This window comes from Streptosporangium sp. NPDC050148, assembly GCF_055586505.1.
This window is the reverse complement of sequence record NZ_JBVJIA010000019.1, coordinates 112,732-133,843: the sequence shown is the minus strand read 5'-3', so window position 1 is coordinate 133,843 and position 21,112 is coordinate 112,732. Positions and strand designations below refer to the sequence as shown.

The 21,112-nt window shown below is 73.1% G+C and carries 19 protein-coding genes; 13 read left to right on the top strand and 6 right to left on the bottom strand.

Going from position 1 to position 21,112, the window contains the following annotated elements; all coding sequences use genetic code 11:
• Positions 1 to 267: 267 nt before the first annotated feature.
• Positions 268 to 1,266 carry an aldo/keto reductase family protein gene (locus ACZ6RT_RS22305; RefSeq protein ID WP_344886733.1) on the top strand — a complete coding sequence of 333 codons (999 nt, stop codon included), beginning with the start codon at positions 268 to 270 and terminating at the stop codon, positions 1,264 to 1,266.
• 257 nt (positions 1,267 to 1,523) lie between these two features.
• Here ACZ6RT_RS22305 and ACZ6RT_RS22300 read toward each other — a convergent pair whose 3' ends face one another.
• Entirely contained in the window at positions 1,524 to 1,730 is a 207-nt protein-coding gene (locus ACZ6RT_RS22300) for a hypothetical protein (protein ID WP_470155777.1), read from the bottom strand.
• A gap of 425 nt (positions 1,731 to 2,155) precedes the next feature.
• On the opposite strand from ACZ6RT_RS22300, the gene ACZ6RT_RS22295 reads away from it, so the two are divergent.
• Complete coding sequence (locus tag ACZ6RT_RS22295) at positions 2,156 to 3,118, top strand: bifunctional adenosylcobinamide kinase/adenosylcobinamide-phosphate guanylyltransferase (RefSeq protein WP_470155776.1); 963 nt, start codon at positions 2,156 to 2,158, stop codon at positions 3,116 to 3,118.
• Between the two features lie 302 nt (positions 3,119 to 3,420).
• Positions 3,421 to 4,383: an adenosylcobinamide-GDP ribazoletransferase gene (locus ACZ6RT_RS22290; protein WP_470155774.1), complete on the top strand. Its 963-nt coding sequence runs from the start codon at positions 3,421 to 3,423 to the stop codon at positions 4,381 to 4,383.
• Between the two features lie 110 nt (positions 4,384 to 4,493).
• Here ACZ6RT_RS22290 and ACZ6RT_RS22285 read toward each other — a convergent pair whose 3' ends face one another.
• The 3 genes from ACZ6RT_RS22285 to ACZ6RT_RS22275 form a co-directional block, all read right to left on the bottom strand.
• Entirely contained in the window at positions 4,494 to 5,432 is a 939-nt protein-coding gene (locus ACZ6RT_RS22285) for a lysostaphin resistance A-like protein (RefSeq protein WP_470155772.1), read from the bottom strand.
• A gap of 277 nt (positions 5,433 to 5,709) precedes the next feature.
• Positions 5,710 to 6,699 carry a DUF1648 domain-containing protein gene (locus ACZ6RT_RS22280; protein WP_470155770.1) on the bottom strand — a complete coding sequence of 330 codons (990 nt, stop codon included), beginning with the start codon at positions 6,697 to 6,699 and terminating at the stop codon, positions 5,710 to 5,712.
• Between the two features lie 38 nt (positions 6,700 to 6,737).
• Entirely contained in the window at positions 6,738 to 7,085 is a 348-nt protein-coding gene (locus tag ACZ6RT_RS22275; RefSeq protein ID WP_344886725.1) for a GntR family transcriptional regulator, read from the bottom strand.
• Between the two features lie 90 nt (positions 7,086 to 7,175).
• On the opposite strand from ACZ6RT_RS22275, the gene ACZ6RT_RS22270 reads away from it, so the two are divergent.
• The 10 genes from ACZ6RT_RS22270 to ACZ6RT_RS22225 all read left to right on the top strand — a co-directional run bounded on the left by ACZ6RT_RS22270 (position 7,176) and on the right by ACZ6RT_RS22225 (position 20,047).
• Positions 7,176 to 8,708 carry a leucyl aminopeptidase gene (locus ACZ6RT_RS22270; RefSeq protein ID WP_399193436.1) on the top strand — a complete coding sequence of 511 codons (1,533 nt, stop codon included), beginning with the start codon at positions 7,176 to 7,178 and terminating at the stop codon, positions 8,706 to 8,708.
• Positions 8,709 to 8,957: 249 nt separating this feature from the next.
• Positions 8,958 to 10,337 (top strand): dihydrolipoyl dehydrogenase, encoded by a 1,380-nt coding sequence (gene lpdA, locus ACZ6RT_RS22265; RefSeq protein WP_399193438.1) that lies wholly within the window; start codon positions 8,958 to 8,960, stop codon positions 10,335 to 10,337.
• A 37-nt stretch (positions 10,338 to 10,374) separates the two neighbouring features.
• Positions 10,375 to 11,955 (top strand): 2-oxoglutarate dehydrogenase, E2 component, dihydrolipoamide succinyltransferase, encoded by a 1,581-nt coding sequence (sucB, locus tag ACZ6RT_RS22260; RefSeq protein WP_399193440.1) that lies wholly within the window; start codon positions 10,375 to 10,377, stop codon positions 11,953 to 11,955.
• Positions 11,956 to 12,188: 233 nt separating this feature from the next.
• Positions 12,189 to 13,085, top strand: a complete 897-nt coding sequence (locus ACZ6RT_RS22255; protein WP_470155767.1) for a TIGR01777 family oxidoreductase — start codon at positions 12,189 to 12,191, stop codon at positions 13,083 to 13,085.
• Between the two features lie 40 nt (positions 13,086 to 13,125).
• A complete protein-coding gene (locus ACZ6RT_RS22250) occupies positions 13,126 to 13,863 on the top strand; it encodes a Type 1 glutamine amidotransferase-like domain-containing protein (RefSeq protein WP_399193444.1) in 738 nt (245 codons plus the stop codon).
• A 28-nt stretch (positions 13,864 to 13,891) separates the two neighbouring features.
• Positions 13,892 to 14,569, top strand: coding sequence for a lipoyl(octanoyl) transferase LipB (lipB, locus tag ACZ6RT_RS22245; protein ID WP_470155765.1), 678 nt, complete (start codon positions 13,892 to 13,894; stop codon positions 14,567 to 14,569).
• 164 nt (positions 14,570 to 14,733) lie between these two features.
• A complete protein-coding gene (lipA, locus tag ACZ6RT_RS22240; RefSeq protein WP_399193448.1) occupies positions 14,734 to 15,663 on the top strand; it encodes a lipoyl synthase in 930 nt (309 codons plus the stop codon).
• Positions 15,664 to 15,768: 105 nt separating this feature from the next.
• The gene (locus tag ACZ6RT_RS22235; RefSeq protein ID WP_470155762.1) at positions 15,769 to 18,312 is read left to right on the top strand and encodes a beta-glucosidase; all 2,544 of its coding nucleotides are present in this window, start codon (positions 15,769 to 15,771) and stop codon (positions 18,310 to 18,312) included.
• A 251-nt stretch (positions 18,313 to 18,563) separates the two neighbouring features.
• Entirely contained in the window at positions 18,564 to 19,241 is a 678-nt protein-coding gene (locus ACZ6RT_RS22230; protein ID WP_344886709.1) for a DUF4191 domain-containing protein, read from the top strand.
• Complete coding sequence (locus ACZ6RT_RS22225; RefSeq protein WP_399193452.1) at positions 19,241 to 20,047, top strand: class I SAM-dependent methyltransferase; 807 nt, start codon at positions 19,241 to 19,243, stop codon at positions 20,045 to 20,047. The genes ACZ6RT_RS22230 and ACZ6RT_RS22225 overlap by 1 nt, the downstream gene beginning before the upstream one ends.
• A gap of 163 nt (positions 20,048 to 20,210) precedes the next feature.
• Here the strand turns inward: ACZ6RT_RS22225 and ACZ6RT_RS22220 are convergent, their stop codons facing one another.
• Both ACZ6RT_RS22220 and ACZ6RT_RS22215 read right to left on the bottom strand, forming a co-directional pair.
• Positions 20,211 to 20,450: a sigma factor gene (locus tag ACZ6RT_RS22220; RefSeq protein ID WP_470155760.1), complete on the bottom strand. Its 240-nt coding sequence runs from the start codon at positions 20,448 to 20,450 to the stop codon at positions 20,211 to 20,213.
• A 191-nt stretch (positions 20,451 to 20,641) separates the two neighbouring features.
• Positions 20,642 to 21,103, bottom strand: coding sequence for an RDD family protein (locus ACZ6RT_RS22215; protein WP_399193456.1), 462 nt, complete (start codon positions 21,101 to 21,103; stop codon positions 20,642 to 20,644).
• Positions 21,104 to 21,112 lie beyond the last annotated feature (9 nt).

The window sequence follows — 21,112 nt, the reverse complement described above, 5'->3', positions numbered from 1 at the left end:
GCAGGCGTTTCCGATGATCTCTCCTCGCGCTGATCCGGGATTCCGGGAGGGTTCTCCGTCCGGGGATTCTCCGGGGTCCCGTTCGACGGCCGTCCGAGCCGGGAACGGGCCACGGATTCACGGATTCACGGATTCACGGCCCGGATTTCCGGGCTCGTGAGCTCTTCACGAGGTGACGGCCGACACGTCGCGTACCCCATCGAGCCCGACACGCCCGACAGAGCATCCCGAATCATCTGGAATCATCCCGGCGGTTAAGGTCGGACCATGGAATTCCGCCACCTTGGCCGAAGCGGTCTCATGGTCAGTGAGATCAGCTACGGCAACTGGATCACACACGGTTCCCAGGTAGAGGAGGACGCCGCCAAGCAGTGCGTGCGAGCGGCGCTCGACGAGGGGATCACCACCTTCGACACCGCCGACGTGTACGCGGGCACCAAGGCGGAGGAGGTACTCGGCCGCGCCCTCCAGGGCGTCCGGCGCGAGTCCCTGGAGATCTTCACCAAGGTCTACTGGCCGACGGGCAAGGGCCCGAACGACCGCGGCCTGTCGCGCAAGCACATCACCGAGTCCCTGCACGGCTCGCTGCGACGCCTGCAGACCGACTACGTCGATCTCTACCAGGCGCACCGCTTCGACTACGAGACGCCGCTCGAGGAGACCCTCAAGACCTTCGACGACCTGGTACGCCAGGGCAAGGTCCTGTACGTCGGGGTCAGCGAGTGGACCGCCGAGCAGATCGGCCGGGCACTGAAGATCGCCGACGAGATGGGCTTCGACCGCCTGGTCTCCAACCAGCCCCAGTACTCCATGCTGTGGCGGGTCATCGAGGCCGAGATCGTGCCGCTGAGCGAGAAGGAGGGCGTCGGGCAGGTCGTCTTCTCGCCGATCGGCCAGGGCGTGCTCACCGGCAAGTACCTGCCGGGCCAGCCTCCCCCGGAGGGTTCCCGGGCCACCGACCCCGCGGGTGGCAACTTCATCTCCCGGATGCTCAACGACGACGTGCTCACCCGCGTCCAGGAGCTGCAGCCGGTGGCCGGTGACCTGGGCCTGAGCATGGCCCAGCTCGCGGTGGCCTGGGTGCTGCAGAACCCGAACGTGTCCTCCGCCATCGTCGGCGCCAGCAGGCCCGAGCAGGTCCGCGACAACGTCAAGGCCTCCGGTGTGAAGCTGGACGCCGAGGTGCTGAAGAAGATCGACGACATTCTCGGCCCGGTCGTCGAGCGTGACCCCGCCAAGACCGTGAGCCCGCCGAAGCGTCCCTGACCTCCGGTCCGGTCTCTCATCGCGGCGAGGACTCTCGTAGCCGCGAGGACTCTCGTCGCGGCAAGGGCTCTCGTAGTGGCAAGGACCAGGAACGGCGGGCTCCCGAGCCCCTGCCTCGGCGGGAAACCGGGAGCCCGCCGTTCACGGTCGCTTTGGCTCGCCCCGGCTTGCTCCGGTTCATTCCGGCCTGCCGGGGCTCGCTCTGCTCACTTTGCTTGATCCGGCTTGTTGCTCCGGTTCACCCGGCTTGCCGGGGTTCACTCCGGGCGCAGCGACATCCCCTCGTACTCGACGCGCTCGCCCTCGAGCAGGGTGACCTTCTCGACCCCGGAGTCCAGCAGCTCACGCCAGCTTTCACCGAGCCACGACTCGGCGTCGGCCTGGCTGGGGAACGTGTCGGACGGCGTCACACCCTCGGCCATCTCGCCACCGTTCGCGTTTTCATAACGCCAGCGCCACGTCATGCCACAGCTCCTTCTCGCGGGTCTCGCCGTTGCCCCTCGTCGGCTCAGCGAACCCTACCTCGCCGGGCCGCCCGCAGGCGTGCAGGCGTGATCACGTCCCGTACTCCGCCTCCGGGCCGGGGCCCTGGCCCCTTCGACGACCTGATGGGATACCGGGTGTGAAGGTCCTGATCTCCGGCACGGCGAGCGCGGCGGGCTGGCCGGCCCCCGGGTGCGGATGCGCCTCGTGCGCCCGCGTCCCCCCTGGCCGGAGCCGCACCTCGGTACGGCTCGACGGCCCCACTCCCCGGGTACCACCCGGCGGCCCCGTCCCCCACCCACCACCCGACGAATCCGGCCCCCGCCTGCCACCCGGCGGCCCCATCCCCCACATGGCGCCCGACGGACCCGTTCCCCACGTGGCACCCGACGGACCCGTTCCCCACGTGGCACCCGGCGCTCCCGTCCCCCACGGTGACCTCCCGTCGTCCGGAGTCGTCGTCCTGCCTCCGCCCGCCGGGCCGCTGCCGCCCGGTTACCGCGCCCGGTCGGGTCCCGACGGCCTCACCGTCACCACGCCCGACGGCCTGCGCATCCTGTACGCGGCCGCCCTCCCCGCCCTGCCGTTCCCGTACGCGGCCACCGGCCCGGCGGAGGAACTGGACATGGTGCTGGTGGACGTCCTGGACCGGCCGGAGCGGCTGGGGGACCTGCGGCGGCGGGGGCTGGTGGGCGAGCGGACGCACGTGGTGGCCGTCGACGTCGACCACCGGGTGCCGACGGAGACCGAGCTCGCCCGCAGGACCGCGCTGTGGGGGGTGCGGACCGTACCGGACGGCACGGTCATCGACCTTCGCGCCCCCCCGCCCACCCCACCCTCCCCGCCCCGGCGGACCCTGCTGCTCGGCGGCAGCCGGTCCGGCAAGTCGGCGGAGGCCGAACTGCGGCTGGCGGCCGAGCCCGATGTCCTCTACGTCGCGACCGGGCCGTCCGGAGAGGGTGACCCCGAGTGGTCGCGCCGGGTCCGGGCTCATCGCGATCGCAGGCCCACCCACTGGGGGACCGCCGAGACCACCGACCTGGCCGGGATACTGCGGTCCGCCGCGAGCCCGTTGCTGATCGACGGGCTCGGCACCTGGATCACCGCCGTCTTCGACGAGTGCGGGGCCTGGTCGGGCGGGGAGGGTCTCGACGCGGTCGCGGCCCGGTGCGACGAGCTGGTGGCGGCCTGGCGGCAGACCCGTGTCCGGGTGGTGGCGGTCTCCGACGAGGTCGGCCTCGGCGTGGTCCCCCACACCTCCAGCGGCCGGATGTTCCGCGACGCCCTCGGCCGCCTGAACCAGCGCCTGTCCATGGAGTCGGAGGACGTCGGCCTCGTCGTCGCCGGTCGCCTCCTCGGCCCGATCTGAAACCGGCCGTCCCCGCCGAAGCCGCCCATCTTCGCCCGAACGCGATACCGGCCGTCCCCCTGACCAGATCTCCCCTGACCGGATCCGACACCGGCCGTCCCCCTGACCGGATCCCCCCCGACCGGACCCGGCACCGGCTGTCCCCGCCGGAGCCGACGCCGCCCACCTTCGACCGAACGCGACACCGGCCGTCCCCCCCGACCGGATGGCACCGGCCGCCCCCCTTCGAACGGATCCACCACCGCCCCATCCCCCGGCCTGCTCAGCCGGGGTGCGACCGGGGCGGGCTAGGATCACCGGTCATGCCCGCGCCCCCCTCCCCGGACACGCCCCCGACACCGCCGGAGCCGCAGGGCCCCTCGGACAGGCCCTCGACGACGGCCGACGGGATCCGTCTCGCCGTCGGCACGCTGAGCGTGTTCCCGGTCCGGCCGGGGGTGGTCGACCGCCGGGCCGCAGGGATCGCGATGGCGGTCGCCCCGCTGGTCGGAGTGGCGATCGGGGCCGTCGCAGCGCTGGTACTGACGATCTCCCTGTGGCTGGCCGTGACCCCGCTCCCGGCATCGGTACTGGCGGTGGCGACCGTGGCGCTGCTCACCCGGGGACTCCATCTGGACGGGCTGGCCGACCTCGCCGACGGGCTGGGCAGCGGGAGGCCGGCCGAGCGGGCTCTGAAGATCATGAAGCGGTCGGACATCGGCCCGTTCGGGGTGGTCACCCTGGTCCTCACCCTGCTGGTCCAGGTGACCGCCCTGCACGAGGCGATCCGGGCGGAGGCGGGGCCCGTCACCCTGGTCGTGGCCTGTGCGGCCGGGCGCCTCGCCCTCACCTGGGCCTGCCGGACCGGTGTCCCGTCCGCCCGCCCCGACGGCCTCGGCGCGATGGTCGCGGGCACCGTCCGGTGGGGCACCGTGCTGGTCGTCACCGCGCTGACGCTCGCGGCAACGGCGGCGCTGGCCTGGATCCACGAGCTCGGCATCCTCGGCGGGTACGCCTCCCCCTCCTTCGAAGGGGACGGATACGGTTACGTGAGCTACGTCCCCGGTGACGGGATCGTCCTGGACTACGGCCTCACGGCGGGTCTCGGGCCGTTCCTCGCGCCCTGGGGTCTTCCCCTGGCCGTGGCGGTGGGCCTGCTGGCGGCGTGGGCGCTGCGCCGCCGGGCCGTACGGCGGCTGGGCGGCGTGACCGGTGACGTGCTCGGCGCCCTCGTCGAGACCGCCACCGCGGCGACGCTCCTGGCCTGCACGGTGCTCGCGAACTGAGCTCCGGCACGACCTCCGGCCCGCCACCACCCGCCCTCCTTCGGCCACCGGCGCGCCCCCGTCGCGCCCCCGCCCGTCGCAGGCCACCACGGCTGTCGATCAGCCCCCTGTCACGCCACCTCCTGCCGGACCGGGACGACCGGGACGGGCGCCCCGACCGGACGGCAGGCGAACAGCAGGGCCGAGACCACGGCCAGCAGTGCGGATCCGACCAGGCTCGTGATCCCCGCGAGCGCGAGAACGGGCGGGTCGGCCGCGTCGCCCACGACCATGATCAGGCCGGCCGAGGCGTTCATCGATCCGTGCCCGACGACCGCGGGCCAGACGCTCCCCGAGTACAGCCGGAGCCAGCCGAGCAGTGCCCCGAAGGCCACGCAGAAGACGACGAACATCGGCGCCGCCCACGCTCCCAGCTCGGGGTAGTTGTACCCGCGCAGGGTGAGCGGGAAGTGCCATGCCCCCCAGATCACACCGGACGCCAGCAGGGCCCGCCACGTGCCGAGCGGTGCCAGACGCGGCAGCAACCATCCCCGCCACCCCCACTCCTCCCCGAAGGCCGCGACCGAGTTGACCAGCGGGGCGATCAGGACCATCAACGCGACCTGTGTCCACGCCAGGATCGCGGGATCCGTCGGGGACGGCCCCGTACCGGAGGCGGCCAGGCCCTGACGGAAGAAGCTCAGCCCCCGCAGGTCGACGGAGACCAGCCCCAGGGCGGCACTGAGCACGATCGCGACGGCCACTAGGGCGGGGATGCCGAACCAGGCCAGGACGACCAGCGCGAGCGTCCGCCCGCGTCGCTCTCCCAGCCGCAACCCGGTGTGTCCCGCCCACTCACGCCAGGTGGTGCCGGGCCGTCCGAGCCGCCTGTCGCGGGCCCGGACGGCGAGGACGCCGAGGGCCGGCGTGAACATCATCACCAGCGCGACCGGGAAGAACAGGGGCGCGCCGAGCCGCGCGTCCGCGAACCAGAGGGGAAGGGCGACCAGCCAGGACAGGCCGAACGCGACGGACAGGAACAACCACAGGTCGGGGAAACGACGCAGCATGGGACCACCTTTCGGACGCCGGCGCGAGGGCGCGGGCAGAGGGGAGGGCACGGTGGTGGGGACGCGGACCGGGGACGAGGCCCAGGGGACAAGGCGCCGGAGACGAGGTGCCAGGGACGAGGTGCCGAGGGCATGACGGCGGGGAGCACCGGCGCGGACAGGGCGACGGAGGGCGACGGAGAGCGATGAAGGTGGGGCGCCGTGGGCACGGCGCAGGGGACGTCGGCACGGATGCGGTGGGGTGAGTGAGGCGCCCGAGGCGCCGTGACACCGGGTGTCAGCGGGCGCCGGGGCCGGTGGACTCCCTGGCCACGAGGGTGTTGACCAGGGCCGCGCCGTTCTCGGCGTCGTCGATCGAGATGGCGAGCCGGCCACCGGAGACGTAGCCCAGCACCAGGCACTCCCCGCCGCGGAGCATGACCGTGGCCGACCCCGGCAGGCCGCGGATGCCCCAGCCCCCGACGGCGGACGGGAACAGCTTCTCCGACCAGGCCCGTTCCACCCGCTTGATCGGGATGCGCCACCGGGGAAGGCGCAGCGGACCGTAGAAGATCACGATGCCCTCCTCGGTGACCTGCACCCGCGCCGAGCTGAAGATCAGGCCCACCAGCCCCACGAGGATCAGGGTGCCCGCCATGCTCCACAGGACGCCCTCGCCGCCGATCAGGGCGAACACGGCGCACCCCGCCCCGGTGGCCAGCAGCGATCCGCCGACCACCACCAGCGCGACGTTGTGCACCGAGGAGACCCAGACCGCGCGCTGGTCGGCGCCCAGTGAGAGCCGCCGAACCGCGCCGGTCTCCGGGACGTCGTCGGGGCCCGGCCTGGCGGCGAGGGCGCCGAGCCAGCCGCCCGCCAGCAGCCCGAGGACCGCGACCGGCACGCCCCACCCCAGGGGAGAGGCCCGCCACCAGGCGGGGGCGTCCAGGTTGGCGGCCAGCGTGACGGCCTCGATCCCCAGGAGGAACAGGCCGCCGCCGCCCAGCAGGGCTCCGGTGCTCATGCGCGCCGTCCTGCGCCTGAGCGACAGGCGGCCGGCGAGGCAGGGCACGACGGCCGCGCCCACCAGCACCGCCCACACGCCCACCTGGAGCCACAGGAAGGCGTCGAACGACATGGAACGGTCGGGGGCGCCGGAGACGCCCCAGTGCGTCGCGAGCGGGTCCGGCAGCCGCTCGCGCAGTGCCAGCGCCGGAGCCGTCAGCGCGACGGCCACCAGCGCGAACCAGCCGACGGCGGCGGACAGGAAACGGGCTCGCAGACTCATTCGATCATTCCCTCCAAGGACCGGGCCCCGGGGCCCGGTCACGACAGTTCCCTGATGAGCTCGATGACGTCGTCGTGGCGGTAGCCGTACTGGACCGCCTCGGCGAGCAGGGAGCGCAGCTTCTCCTCGATGACGCTGCGCGGGTTGGGACGGTTGAGGACGCTCACGCCGCGTCCCCGCCGGAACTCCAGGACCCCCTCGTCCCGCAGGTCCCGCAGGGCGCGCAGCACCGTGTTGGCGTTGATCCCCAGCGCGGCGGCCAGGTCCCTTGCCGGAGGGAGGCGGTCTCCCGGTGCGTAGGACCCCTCGGCGACGGCACGCCTGATCGCCTCGGCCACCTGCTCGTGCAGCGGCCGGGGATCGTTCAGATCCAGTGTGATCAGCATGATGCTATCGACATTAGCACCATGACCTCGGATGGTGCCACCCCGAGTGGCACCATCATGCGATAGAATTCGTAGGACGAACCCTCGTTTATGCGTACCGTGAAAGCCCTACTAGCATCGGCCTACGTGACCACTGTGCGGCTGAACCCAACTGACAACGCTGTCTCGTTCGACTCCGACGCCCTGGTCGTCGGAGTGCACACCGGGCCGGACGGCCTGCTCGCCGCGCCCGGGGCCGAGGGCCTCGACGAGGCGCTCGGCGGCAGGCTGGCCACCACGCTCGCCGGCATGGGCGCCAAGGGTAAGCCGGGCGAGATCTCCAAGATCCCCACCTTCGGCGCGCTGACCGCTCCCCTGCTGGTCGCCGTCGGCCTGGGCGACGCCCCCGCGGACGGGTCCGGCTACGACGCCGAGGCGCTCCGCCGGGCCGCGGGCACCGCCGTCCGCGCCCTGGCCGGGACCGGCCGCGTGGCGCTGGCCCTGCCCGCCGCGAGCGCCGACGCCGCCGGTGCCGTCGCCCTGGGCGGCCTGCTCGGCGCCTATTCCTTCAGCAGGTACCGCACCACCGGCGAGCAGACCGCCCCGGTGGCCGAGCTGACCGTGCTGAGCGACGCCGAGGGCGCCCGGGCCGCCATCGAGCGCGCCACCGTCCTGGCCGAGTCGGTCTCGCTCGTCCGCGACCTGGTCAACACCCCGCCCTCGGACCTGTGGCCGGCCCGCTTCGCCGAGATCGTGCAGGAGAAGGGCGCCGAGGCCGGCCTGTCGGTGGAGGTCCTGGACGAGACGGCGCTCAAGGAGGGCGGCTACGGCGGCATCGTCGCCGTCGGCCAGGGGTCGGTCAACCCGCCCCGCCTGGTCCGCCTGGCCTACAGCCACCCCGAGGCCGGCACCAGGCTCGCCTACGTCGGCAAGGGCATCACCTTCGACTCCGGCGGCCTGTCGCTCAAGCCGACGGCGTCGATGGACTGGATGAAGTCGGACATGGGAGGCGCCGGAGCGGTCTTCGGCGCGATCCTCGCGATCGCCGGGCTGGGGCTGAAGGTCAACGCGGTGGGCTACCTCTGCCTGGCCGAGAACATGCCGAGCGGCACCGCGCAGCGCCCCTCCGACGTGTTCACCAGCTACTCCGGCAAGACCGTCGAGGTGCTCGACACCGACGCCGAGGGCCGCCTGGTGCTGATCGACGGCATCGCCCGCGCCGCCGAGGACGAGCCCGACGTGATCGTCGACGTGGCCACGCTCACCGGCGCGCAGATCGTCGCGCTGGGCTGGCGGACGGCGGGCGTCATGGCCAACGACGACGCGCTGCGCGCCGAGGTGGTCGAGACCGCGGGCGAGCAGGGCGAGGGCGCGTGGCCCATGCCGCTGCCCGACGAGCTCCGCAAGGGACTCGACTCCCCCGTCGCCGACATCGCCAACCTGCACCCCGAGCGTTTCGGCGGCATGCTCACGGCCGCCATCTTCCTGCGGGAATTCGTACCGGACGGAGTCCGTTGGGCACACATTGACATGGCCGGTCCCGCCTTCAACAAGGGCGAGCCGCACGGGTACACGCCCAAGGGCGGTACCGGTGCCATCACCCGGACGCTGGTGGGCCTGGCCGAGCGGTACGCGGGCGAGTGACCACCACGAGGCCCTCGCCGGCCGGCCCTCGTCACCGCGCAAGCGGGTCACGAGGGATGCGGACAAATGAAAAGATGCGGTTGCCGGGGCCAGGCCGAGGGCGCCTCCCGGCGCGGCGCCGAGCCGGGACCGACGGCGGTGCGGACGCGATCGGCGATCCGCGCGGCCGGACGGGGTCCGGGAGGGGTGCGACCGTGAACACGACGAACACGACGAACACGGTATTCCGATCCGACAAGGAGCTTTCCTGTGGCTGATGGCAGCGGCCCGTACGACATCGTCGTCCTGGGTGGCGGCAGCGGTGGCTATGCCTGCGCTCTGCGGGCGGCCGAGCTGGGCAAGACGGTCGTTCTGATCGAGAAGGACAAGATCGGCGGCACCTGCCTGCACCGGGGGTGCATCCCCACCAAGGCGCTTCTGCACTCCGCGGAGGTCGCCGACGAGACCCGGGAAAGCGCGACCTACGGGGTCAGGGCGAAGTTCGAGGGCATCGAGATGCCCGCCGTGCACGCCTTCAAGGACAAGATCGTCAATCGCGCCTGGAAGGGCGTGCAGGGCCTTCTCAAGAGCAAGGGCATCACCATCGTCGAGGGCGAGGGCCGTCTCGCGGGCCCGAACCGGGTGACGGTGGGCTCCGACGTCTACGAGGGCCGCAACATCGTGCTCGCGACCGGCTCGGCCCCCAGGTCGCTGCCGGGCCTGGAGATCGACGGCGAGCGGGTCATCACCAGCGAGCACGCGCTCAGGCTCGACCGGGTGCCCGGCTCCGTGGTCGTCCTGGGCGGCGGCGTCATCGGCGTGGAGTTCGCCAGCGTCTGGCGTTCCTTCGGCGCCGAGGTGACGATCGTCGAGGGCCTGCCGCACCTGCTGCCGCTGGAGGAGGAGTCCAGCTCCAAGCTGCTCGAGCGCGCCTTCCGGCGCCGCGGCATCAAGCAGGAGCTCGGGGTCTTCTTCGAGGGCGTCAAGACCACCGACACCGGCGTGGTCGTCAGCCTGGCCAACGGCAAGACGCTGGAGGCCGAGCTGCTGCTCGTCGCGGTCGGCCGGGGCGCGGTCTCGTCGGGCATGGGCTTCGAGGAGGCGGGCATCGCGATCGAGCGCGGCACCGTCACGGTGAACGAGTTCTGCCAGACCAGCGTGCCGAACGTGTACGCGGTCGGCGACCTCATCCCGACCCTGCAGCTCGCCCACGCGGGCTTCGCCGAGGGCATCCTGGTGGCCGAGCACATCGCCGGCCTGAACCCGGTGCCGATCGACTACGACGGCGTGCCGCGGATCACCTACTCCGACCCCGAGGTCGCCTCGGTGGGCATCACCTCCGCACAGGCCAGGGAGCGCGGCCACGAGATCGTCGAGTTCACCTACGACCTCGCGGGCAACCCCAAGAGCCAGATCCTGCAGACGCAGGGCGCGGTCAAGATCATCTCCGAGAAGGACGGCCCCGTGCTCGGCGTGCACATGGTCGGCCGCCGCATCGGCGAGCTCGTGACCGAGGGGCAGCTGATCTACAACTGGGAGGCCCTGCCCTCCGAGGTGGCGCAGCTGGTCCACGCGCACCCGACCCAGTCCGAGGCCGTCGGCGAGGCGATGCTGGCGCTGGCCGGCAAGCCCCTCCACGTCCACAACTAAACGTAAGCCCTCACTCGGAACGCGAGAGAAGACACCCATGCCGAAGTCCGTACAGATGCCCCAGCTCGGTGAGAGCGTCACGGAGGGTACCGTCACCCGCTGGCTGAAGAAGGAGGGCGAGCGTGTAGAGGCCGACGAGCCACTCCTGGAGGTCTCCACCGACAAGGTGGACACCGAGATCCCCTCCCCGGCCGCGGGCATCCTCACGAAGATCGTGGTGGCCGAGGACGAGACCGTCGAGGTCGGTGCCGAGCTCGCCGTCATCGACGAGAACGGCACCGAGGGCGCGGCCCCGCAGCAGCAGGCGCAGGAGTCGGCCCCCGAGCCGGAGCCCGAGCCCGAGCCGGAGCCCGCCCCCCAGCAGCAGCAGGCGCAGCCCGCCTCCTCCATCCCGCAGCCCGCCCCCCAGCAGGCCCCCGCCCAGCAGCCCGCCGCACAGCAGGCCCCGGCTCCGCAGCAGGCACCGGCCCCGCAGCAGGCCCAGGCGCCCGCCCAGCAGGCTCCGGCCCCGCAGCAGCAGGCCCCCGCGCAGCAGCCCGCCCCGCAGCAGGCGCCGGCCTCCGTGCAGGCCTCCCCGGCCGCGCCGCCGTCCCCCATCGCCGCGACGCCGTCCGCCGAGCAGCCCGCGCCGTCCTCGGGCGACAGCCCGTACGTGACCCCGCTGGTGCGCAAGCTGGCCGGTGAGCACGGGGTGGACCTGGAGTCGCTGACCGGCACCGGTGTCGGCGGCCGCATCCGCAAGCAGGACGTCCTGGAGGCCGCCCGCGCCCGTCGCGAGCAGGCCGCCGCCGCACAGGCCCCGGCCCCGCAGGCCGCCGCTCAGGCCCCGCAGGCCGCCGCCCAGGCATCGGCCCCTGCGCAGGCCCCCGAGCCGGTCGTGGTGGACACCACGCTGCGCGGGCGCACCGAGAAGATGTCGCGGCTGCGCCAGACCATCGCCAAGCGCATGGTCGAGTCGCTGCAGGTCTCGGCCCAGCTCACCAGCGTGGTCGAGGTGGACGTCACCAAGATCGCGCGGCTGCGCGAGGCGGCGAAGGCCGAGTTCCAGCGTCGCGAGGGCGTCAAGCTCACGTTCACGCCGTTCTTCGCCCTGGCCGCGATCGAGGCGCTCAAGCAGCACCCCAAGCTGAACGCCACGATCAACAGCGAGACCAACGAGGTCACCTACTTCGACGCCGAGCACCTGGGCTTCGCGACGGACACCGAGCGCGGCCTGCTGGTGCCGGTGATCAAGGACGCGGGCGACCTCAACATCGCCGGCCTGGCCCGTAAGATCGCCGACCTGGCCGAGCGCACCCGTACCAACAAGGTGAGCCCGGACGAGATCACCGGCGGCACGTTCACGCTGACCAACACCGGCAGCCGCGGCGCGCTGTTCGACACCCCGATCCTCAACCAGCCGCAGGTCGGCATGCTCGGCACCGGCGCGATCGTCAAGCGCCCGGTGGTGCTGGACACCCCCGACGGCGAGGTCATCGCGGTCCGCTCGATGATGTACCTGGCGCTCAGCTACGACCACCGCCTGGTCGACGGCGCCGACGCCGCCCGCTTCCTGACGACGATCAAGCGTCGCCTGGAGGAGGGCCGCTTCGAGAACCAGCTGGGCCTCAACGGCTAGCCCTCTCCGCTCCCACGGGGCCGGTCCGCGACGTCGCGGACCGGCCCCCGCGCGTTCCGGCGTCCCCTCCCGGCCGCCCTTCGTCCCCGTCCGTCCCGGCCGCCCTTCGTTTCCGTCCGTCCCGGCCGTTTCCCGGGCGACGGCGTGAGGCACCGGACCCGCGGGGACGACGCGAATCCGCACGGCGCCCTCCTTCCGAAGAGGCGGAGGGGAGGTCGATTACATTGGGCGATATGACGATCATCATGACCGGCTCCTCCGGTCTGCTGGGCACGGCTCTGGTCAAGGCCCTGCGGGACGACGGGGCCCGGGTGGTCCGTCTGGTCCGGCGGGTGCCGCACGGCGACGAGGAGGCCTTCTGGAACCCGGCCAAGGGGGTCCTCGACCCCGCGGTGCTGGAGGGCGCCGAGGCGGTGATCCACCTCGCCGGTGTGGGCATCGAGGACAGGCGCTGGAACGACGAGCACAAGCGCGAGGTGGTCCGCAGCAGGGTCGAGGGGACCCGCACCCTGGCGACCGCCCTGGCCGGCCTGGCCGTGAGGCCCGCGACGCTGCTGTCGGCCTCGGCGATCGGCTTCTACGGCGACACCGGGGACCGGGCGGTCGACGAGACCGCCGGCCCCGGCGAGGGGTTCCTCGCGCGGGAGGTCGTGGTGCCCTGGGAGGCGGAGACGGCCCCGGCGCGGGAGGCCGGGATCAGGGTCGTGCTGCTGCGCACCGGCCTGGTGCTGGCCCCCGGCGGCGGCATGCTCGCCCGCATCCTGCCGGTCTTCAGGGCCGCGCTGGGGGCCCCGCTGGGGTCGGGACGGCAGTACTGGTCGTGGATCTCCCTCGACGACTGGGTGCTCGCCGTGCGGTACCTGCTCGCGCATCCGGAGATCTCCGGCCCGGTGAACCTGACCGCGCCCGAGCCGGTCACCAACGCGGAGTTCACCAGGGCTCTCGGGGCGGCCCTGCACCGGCCCACCATGCCGCTGGCCGTGCCGGGTTTCGCGCTGCGGACCCTGCTCGGCGAGTTCGCCCAGGAGGGCGTGCTGAGCGGCCAGCGGGTGCTCCCGAGGCGCCTGCTCGACGGCGGTTACACGTTCCGGCATAAGCGTCTCGACGAGGCACTGGCCGCCGTACTCTAGGGTCCCTGTTTCAGCCACCACCGATCACTGGGAGACGGACATGGGCAGGCCCGGGCATTCGCACATCGTCGCGATCGGAGGCGGTTCGTTCCGCCCGTCCGCCCGCTACGGGTTCATCGAGGCGAGCCCGCTGCTCCGGTACGCCCTGGACCTGAGCGGCCAGGACCGGCCCCGGCTGGGCCTGCTGGCCACCGCCACCGGTGACGACTCCGAGTGGCTGCTGAAGATGTACGGCGCCTTCCGCGACTGGGACGTCGAGGTCAGCCACCTGACGGTGTTCCCGATGCCCAACGTCGAGGACCCGCGCGAGTGGGTCCTCGGCCAGGACGTCGTCTACGTCAGCGGCGGCAGCGTGGCCAACCTGGCGGCCCTGTGGCGGCTGCACGGCCTGGACGAGATCTTCCGGGAGGCCTGGCGGGCGGGCGTGGTGCTGAGCGGGCAGAGCGCCGGGGCGCTGTGCTGGCACGTGGGCGGCAACACCGACTCCTTCGGGCCCGAGCTGCGGGCCTGGTCCGACGGCCTGGGCCTGCTCCCGTACTCGTGCGGCGTCCACTACGACTCCGACCCCCAGCGGCGCGAGCTGCTGCACGCCTCGGTGGCCTCGGGCGAGCTGCCCATGGGCTACGCCGCCGACGAGGGCGTCGCCCTGCACTACGTGGGCACCGAGTTCATCCAGGCCGTCAGCGTGCGCCCGGGGGGCCACGCCTACCGGGTGGAGCACGACGGGTCGGGCGGCGCCAAGGAGTTCCGCATCGAGCCTCGGCTTCTCACACCATGACCACGAACGGGTCAACTACTCTTGAGCCGTGAGTGACCTGGCAATCGTCCGTCTTGGCGTTGACTTCCCCTACGAGCAGGCATGGGACCTCCAGCGGCGCATCCACGCCCGCCGGGTGGCCGACGAGATTCCCGACACCTGCCTGATGCTCGAGCACGCGCCGGTCTACACGGCGGGCAGGCGTACCGCGCCGCACGAACGGCCCTCCGACGGCACCCCGGTCGTCGAGGTCGACCGGGGCGGCCGGATCACCTGGCACGGTCCCGGCCAGCTGGTCGGCTACCCGATCGTCAGGCTCGGCGGCCGGCTCGACGTGAACGCCTACGTGAGGCTCCTGGAGGAGACCCTGGTGCACGTCTGCGCCGACTTCGGGGTGCAGGCGGGCCGGGTGGCGGGGCGGGGCGGCATCTGGGTGGCCGGTGACCCCTCGCACGGCCTGCCCGACAGGAAGGTCGGGGCGATCGGCATCCGGGTCGCGGGCGGCGTGACGATGCACGGGTTCGCCCTGAACTGCTCCAACGACCCGAGCTGGTACAACCGGATCGTCCCGTGCGGGATCAGCGACGCCGGGGTCTCCTCGCTCTCGGCCGAGACCGGCCGCCGGATCGTGGTGGACGAGGTGCTGCCGTACGCCGAGAAGCACCTGACCGAGGCGCTGGGCGCGCGGGCCTTCGAGCTGCCCGAGGAGGACCTGTTCCGGCGCTGATCGGCGTCCCCGGAGCGCCGCGGGCGGCCCTCGTGAGGGGGCGCCGGGGCCGGGGCCGCCGCAGCCTGCGGCGGGACATAAGCTGGGGGTGTGAGCGAGCGTGACGACATATACCGCACCTCGATGTGCACCACCTCGGTCCCGCGACCGATGAAGGAGCTCGCATGACCGTCTCCCCCGAAGGCCGGAAACTCCTCCGCCTGGAGGTCAGGAACGCCGAGACCCCCATCGAGAAGAAGCCTGAGTGGATCAAGACCCGGTTCCGGACCGGCCCCAACCACACCGAGCTGCGCGCGCTGGTCAAACGCGAGGGACTGCACACGGTCTGCCAGGAGGCCGGTTGCCCCAACATCTCCGAGTGCTGGGAGGACCGCGAGGCCACCTTCCTCATCGGCGGTGACCAGTGCACCCGGCGCTGTGACTTCTGCCAGATCGACACCGGCAAGCCCAAGGAGTACGACACCGACGAGCCCCGCCGGGTGGCCGAGTCGGTGCGGCAGATGGGGCTGAACTACGCGACCGTGACCGGTGTCGCCCGCGACGACCTGCCCGACGGCGGCGCGTGGCTGTACGCCGAGACCGCGCGGCAGATCCACGCGCTCCTGCCCGGCTGCGGCGTCGAGCTGCTGGTCCCGGACTTCAACGGGGACCAGGCCCAGCTGGAGGAGGTCTTCTCCGCCAGGCCCGAGGTGTTCGCGCACAACGTCGAGACCGTGCCGCGGATCTTCAAGCGCATTCGGCCCGCGTTCCGCTACGAGCGCTCGCTGGGTGTGATCACCAAGGCCCGCCAGGCCGGTCTGGTGACCAAGTCCAACCTGATCCTCGGCATGGGCGAGGAGCGCGAGGAGGTCGTCCAGGCCATGCGCGACCTGCACGAGGCCGGGTGCGACCTGCTGACCGTGACCCAGTACCTGCGTCCCACCCCGCGTCACCACCCGGTGGACCGCTGGGTCAAGCCGGAGGAGTTCGTGGAGCTGCAGGCCGAGGCCGAGGCCATCGGGTTCGCCGGTGTCCTGTCCGGGCCGCTGGTGCGTTCCTCCTACCGGGCCGGCCGCCTGTACAAGCAGGCCGTCGAGGCCCGCCAGCACGCCTGAGCGCGTCGCCCGGCCCCGGGATCGGGGCCGGGCACCCGCCCGCTTTCGTAAAGCTGTGACCGCGGGCCCTGTCGCCCTCCCGGCCCGCCGGGCGAGACTGTCGGCGTGGACATCGAAGAGCTGATCGGGACGCTGGATCTGGGCGCCAAGACGCGCCTGCTGACCGGGACCGACATGTGGTCGCTTCCCGCCCTCCCGCGGATCGGGCTCGGCCCGCTGGTGATGAGCGACGGCCCGATCGGTGTCCGGGGTGAGCGGTGGTCGCCGGGTGATCCCTCGATCGCGCTGCCCAGCCCCACCGCGCTCGCCGCGACCTGGGATGTGGAGCTGGTCCGCAGGGCCGGGCGGCTGCTCGCCCAGGAGGCCCGGCGCAAGGGCGTGCACGTGCTGCTGGCCCCGACCCTGAACCTGCACCGCAGCCCCCTGGGCGGCAGGCACTTCGAGTGCTTCTCCGAGGACCCGTACCTGACCGGTGAGATCGGCGCCGCCTACGTCGAGGGCGTCCAGGGGGGCGGCGTGGCCGCCACGCCCAAGCACTTCGTGGCCAACGACTTCGAGACCGACCGGTTCACGGTGAACGTCACGGTCGGCGAGGGGACGCTGCGGGAGGTCTACCTGGCCCCCTTCGAGCGGGTGGTACGGGCCGGCGCCTGGGCGCTGATGTCCGCCTACAACGCGGTCAACGGGACCACGATGACCGAGCACCGGGCGCTCCAGCGCGACCTGCTCAAGGACGAGTGGGGCTTCGACGGCCTCGTCGTCTCGGACTGGACGGCCGCCCGCTCCACCGAGGCGACGGCCGACGGCGGGCTCGACGTGGCCATGCCGGGCCCGTACGGCCCCTGGGGCGCGAAGCTGGAGGCCGCGGTCCGCGACGGCCGGGTGGCCGAGGAGGTCGTCGACGACCAGGTCCGCCGCGTGCTGCGCCTGGCCCTGCGGGTCGGGGCGCTGCGCCCCGACCCGGGCTCCCCCGCCACCCTCGCGTCCGCTCCCGGCCCCGCGTCCGCCCCCGCCCCCGATCCCGGCCCCGCGTACGCCTCCGTCCCCGTCCCCGTCCCCGGCCCCGGCCCTGACGCCGACCCCGATCCCGACGCCGGTCCCGGTCCCGGGACGGGCCTGAAGGTCGCTCCCGGGGCCGACGGGGACGTCCTGATCGACGGGGTGGCGCTGGCCCGCGAGGTGGCCGCTCGTTCGTTCACGCTGCTGCGCAACGAGGGCGGCCTGCTGCCGCTGGAGGGGGTGCGGAGCGTGGCGCTGATCGGGCCGGCCGCCGCACAGCCGCGGATCATGGGCGGTGGCAGCGCCCAGGTGTACCCGGACCGGATCGTCTCGCCGCTGGAGGGGTTGCGCGGGCGCGGGGACGTCGAGGTCCGCCACGCGCCGGGCACCGATCCGCGGGTCCGGCTTGCGCCGCTCGCCGTGCCCTGCCGCGCCGTCTTCCTGGACGCCGAGGGCGGGCTGCTGGGCGAGCATCCGCTGGCCGACGCCGAGGCCCGCTGGGTCGGCCGGCTGCCCGCGGACGTCGACGCCGACCGGCTGGGCGCCGTGGAGATCGGCTGTACGTACACCCCGGAGGTGACCGGGTCGCACGTGTTCTCCGTGGCGGGGGCGGGGGCGTTCGCCGTGAGGATCGGCGATGAGGTGATCTTCGACGGGTTCGTCACGTCGCCCGGCGGTGATCCGGCGACCGCGTTCCTGGCGCCGCCCGAGCATCGCCTGACCGCCGCGCTCACCTCGGGCGTCCCGGTCGAGCTGCGCGTCCGGCACCTCACGGCGGCGTCCGGCGGGATGGCGTTCGTCTCGTTCTCGCTGGGTCACGCCGCCCCCTCCCCCGGTGACGACGCGACGATCGCCGAGGCGGTCGCGACGGCCGCCGGCGCCGACGTGGCGATCGTGGTCGTCTGCACCACCCCGGAGGTGGAGAGCGAGGGGTTCGACCGCACCGATCTGGCCCTGCCCGGCCGTCAGGACGAGCTGATCGCCAGGGTCGCGCGGGCCAACCCCCGCACGGTCGTCGTGGTCAACGCCGGGTCACCGGTCCTGATGCCCTGGCTGGAGCACGTCCCCGCGGTCCTGCTCACCTGGTTCCCCGGGCAGGAGGCGGGCGCCGCCCTGGCCGACGTGCTGTTCGGCGACGCCGAGCCCGGCGGGCGGCTGCCCACCACCTGGCCGCTGCGCGAGTCCGACGTCCCCGTCCTGGACGTGACGCCGTCGGACGGCGAGGTCGCCTACCGGGAGGGCCTGCTCATCGGGTACCGCGCCTGGGAGCGGGCCGGGCGCGTCCCGGCCTTCTGGTTCGGCCACGGCCTGGGCTACACCACCTGGTCCTACGACTCCGTCGCCGTCACCGGGACCACCGTGACGGTCGCGGTGACCAACACCGGCGGGCGCCCCGGACGCGAGATCGTCCAGTTCTACCTCGCGCCGCCCGAGCAGGACCCGACGCGGCCCGCACGGATCCTGGCCGGGTTCTCGGCCGTCGACGCGGCCCCCGGCCAGACCGTGATCACCACCGTGTACCTGCCCGAGCGCGCCTTCCAGGTCTGGACGGAGCGGGGCTGGCGGACCGTACCCGGGGAGCACACCGTCGAGGTGGGCCGCGGCGTCGCCGACCCGCGCCTGTCCGCGACCGTGACCGTGACCGGGTAGGACGGGCACACGGAACGGGCACACGGAACGGGCAGGGCGGTACGGGAGAGGTGGGGCGGGAGCGGTAAGCCGGGGACGTCGGGGCCGGCACGGAAAGGAAGCGGGAGGGCCGGGACGGTCGCGGGAGCGGGCAGGACCGGACCGGGCGGGGCCGGGGCCGGACGGGCCGCGCCGGAAGAGGGCGGCCGGGCCGGGACGATCGTCAGGTCACGTTTTCATTTCTTGAGCCCTGGATTTGTATCCTTCAGAGCATGGCCAAGAAGCCCGAAGACTCAGAGCGCCCGGGGCGCGTCAAGCAGCTCCGTATGATCGCGCAGATCATCAAGCAGGCCAACCCCAAGGGGATGCCGATCGTCTATGCCTCCGCGCTGGGCACGCTCGTCCTGTTCGTGGTGATCGGCCTGGTCACGGGCTGGTGGTACCTGTTCGTCATCGGGATCATGCTGGCCCTGACCGTGGGGCTCGTGGTGTTCGGCCAGCTCGCCCAGCGGGCGCAGTACTCCATGCTGCACGGCCAGCCCGGTGCCGCCGCCGCGATCCTGCAGGGCATGCGCGGCAACTGGGAGGTCACCCCGGTCGTCGCGGCCACCCGCGACCAGGACGTCGTGCACCGCGTGGTCGGCTACCCCGGGATCATCCTGGTCTCCGAGGGGCCGGGCAACCGCGTGCAGAAGCTCCTGGTCGCCGAGAAGAAGCGGGTCCAGCGGGTCGCGCTGGACGTGCCCGTCTACGACGTGCAGTCCGGTGACGGCGAGGGCCAGATCCCGCTGGCCAAGCTGCAGCGTCACCTGATGAAGCTGCCCCGCAACCTCAAGAAGCCCGCCCTGTACGAGATCAACAACCGGCTCAAGGCACTTCCGCAGACGATGCCGATGCCCAAGGGCCCGCTGCCGCGCGGTGCGAGGATGCCCCGCCCGAAGATGCGCTGATGTCCCTCGCCGGGGTGGGCCGCCACGGGGTGGACGCCGCGGCCACCTCCCGCGCCAACCGCGGCTGGTGGGACGGCGCCGCCGACGACTACCAGGCCGAGCACGGGGAGTTCCTGCGCGACGCGGGCTTCGTCTGGTGCCCCGAGGGGCTGGACGAGGCCGACGCGCGCCTGCTGGGCGACGTCGCGGGCCGTGACGTGCTGGAGATCGGCTGCGGCGCCGGGCAGTGCGGGCGCTGGCTGACCGGCCGGGGCGCCCGGGTGGCCGCCTTCGACCTGTCCTTCCGCCAGCTCCAGCACTCCCGGCGGATCGACCTGGACTCCGGTTCCGCCCTTCCGGTGCTCCAGGCCGACGCCGAGGCCCTGCCGTTCGCGGACGAGGTCTTCGACCTGGCCTGCTCGGCGTACGGCGCGCTGCCGTTCGTGGCGGCCGCGGGGACCGTCCTGGCCGAGGTCCGCCGGGTGCTGCGGCCCGGAGGGCGGCTGGTCTTCTCGGTCAGCCACCCGATCCGCTGGGCCTTCCCCGACGACCCCGGCCCGGCCGGGCTCACCAGCGACCGCTCCTACTTCGACCGCTCCCCGTACGTGGAGACCGGCGAGGACGGGCGGCCGTCCTATGTCGAGCACCACCGCACGATGGGCGACTGGATCGCCCTGATCACCGGCGCGGGCCTGACCGTGCGCGGCCTGACCGAGCCGGAGTGGCCGCCGGGCCACGACCGCGAGTGGGGCGGCTGGAGCCCGCTGCGCGGGCGCCACCTGCCGGGGACGGCGATCTTCACCTGCGAGCGGGCACCCGGTTCCTAGCGGTCCCGCGTGGCCTCTCCGGGTAGGGGCGGAGCCAGAAGACCTCGGTCGCCGACGGCGAGGGCACGCCGGGAGTGGCCAGCACCGGCGCCTCGCGCGGGCGCGGGCGGCGCGGGTCGCGGTCGAGGAGGTCCAGGCAGGCGTTGGTCGCGATCCGGTACAGCTACGCCCGGAACGTCGAGCGTCCCTCGAAGGTCTCCCGTCGCCGCCAGGCGCGCAGGAACGTCTCCTGCACCAGGTCCTCCGACTCCTCGAACGAGCCGAGCATGCGGTAGCAGTGCACCCGCAGCTCGCGCCGGTACCTCTCGGCGAGCGCGCCGAACGCCGTCTCGTCGCCCGCCAGCGCGGCGGCCGGGAGCGTGGCGTCCTCCGTCCGTTCCGGCGCCGTCCCGTCCTCGATCATCAGGCCGTTCCTCCCGTTCGTCGTGCCGCGCGGCGCGGCCGCCGACGGTGTGACGGCCGCGAGGCGGAAAAGGAATCGGTGCCGGCGACGACGCCGCGGCAGGACGCGGAGCGGGCGGGAGACCGGTCGAACGGTGCGGACGGCGACCGGGCGACCGGCGGGAGCGGGACGGGGACCGGGAGCGGGCCCGGTCAGAGGCGTACGACCACGGTGTTCGCCGCGCGGTCGTGCAGGCCCCGCTGGTCGCGGTCCCAGATCAGGGCGGGTACGGCCAGGCAGAGCAGCAGGGTCCGTACCAGGACCGCGACGAATCCCGGCTGCCCGCCGCCGAGCGCCGCCACCCTGATCCCGAGCAGGCGCATCCCGAAGGTCATGCCCATGGTGCCGACCAGCAGGAGGTACTCGACCGCGAGGATCGTGATCGGCACCCAGCCCTGCCGGGTGGGGTCGATCCCCAACAGCCCCTGGGTGATGGCCCAGGTGCAGATCAGCCAGTCGATCAGCAGGGCGGCGATCCTGCGGCCGAACCCGGACACCGAACCGCTGCCCTCCTGGGGCAGGCCGAGCCGCTCCCCCGGGTATCCGAGGTCGATCCCGGCCGATCTGACGCCGCCGAGCCAGGTCTGGGTCCACCGCGGCTGCCTACTGCTCATGCCTCCAAC

What these genes read in the sequence shown, in the direction of transcription:
- sucB (WP_399193440.1), top strand. Translation starts at nt 10,375, where the DNA reads ATGCCGAAGTCCGTACAGATGCCCCAGCTCGGTGAGAGCGTCACGGAG.
- ACZ6RT_RS22220 (WP_470155760.1), bottom strand. Translation starts at nt 20,450, where the DNA reads ATGATCGAGGACGGGACGGCGCCGGAACGGACGGAGGACGCCACGCTC.
- ACZ6RT_RS22225 (WP_399193452.1), top strand. Translation starts at nt 19,241, where the DNA reads ATGTCCCTCGCCGGGGTGGGCCGCCACGGGGTGGACGCCGCGGCCACC.
- ACZ6RT_RS22230 (WP_344886709.1), top strand. Translation starts at nt 18,564, where the DNA reads ATGGCCAAGAAGCCCGAAGACTCAGAGCGCCCGGGGCGCGTCAAGCAG.
- ACZ6RT_RS22290 (WP_470155774.1), top strand. Translation starts at nt 3,421, where the DNA reads ATGCCCGCGCCCCCCTCCCCGGACACGCCCCCGACACCGCCGGAGCCG.
- ACZ6RT_RS22300 (WP_470155777.1), bottom strand. Translation starts at nt 1,730, where the DNA reads ATGACGTGGCGCTGGCGTTATGAAAACGCGAACGGTGGCGAGATGGCC.
- ACZ6RT_RS22215 (WP_399193456.1), bottom strand. Translation starts at nt 21,103, where the DNA reads ATGAGCAGTAGGCAGCCGCGGTGGACCCAGACCTGGCTCGGCGGCGTC.
- ACZ6RT_RS22250 (WP_399193444.1), top strand. Translation starts at nt 13,126, where the DNA reads ATGGGCAGGCCCGGGCATTCGCACATCGTCGCGATCGGAGGCGGTTCG.
- ACZ6RT_RS22285 (WP_470155772.1), bottom strand. Translation starts at nt 5,432, where the DNA reads ATGCTGCGTCGTTTCCCCGACCTGTGGTTGTTCCTGTCCGTCGCGTTC.
- ACZ6RT_RS22275 (WP_344886725.1), bottom strand. Translation starts at nt 7,085, where the DNA reads ATGCTGATCACACTGGATCTGAACGATCCCCGGCCGCTGCACGAGCAG.
- ACZ6RT_RS22280 (WP_470155770.1), bottom strand. Translation starts at nt 6,699, where the DNA reads ATGAGTCTGCGAGCCCGTTTCCTGTCCGCCGCCGTCGGCTGGTTCGCG.
- ACZ6RT_RS22255 (WP_470155767.1), top strand. Translation starts at nt 12,189, where the DNA reads ATGACGATCATCATGACCGGCTCCTCCGGTCTGCTGGGCACGGCTCTG.
- ACZ6RT_RS22305 (WP_344886733.1), top strand. Translation starts at nt 268, where the DNA reads ATGGAATTCCGCCACCTTGGCCGAAGCGGTCTCATGGTCAGTGAGATC.
- ACZ6RT_RS22270 (WP_399193436.1), top strand. Translation starts at nt 7,176, where the DNA reads ATGCGTACCGTGAAAGCCCTACTAGCATCGGCCTACGTGACCACTGTG.
- lipA (WP_399193448.1), top strand. Translation starts at nt 14,734, where the DNA reads ATGACCGTCTCCCCCGAAGGCCGGAAACTCCTCCGCCTGGAGGTCAGG.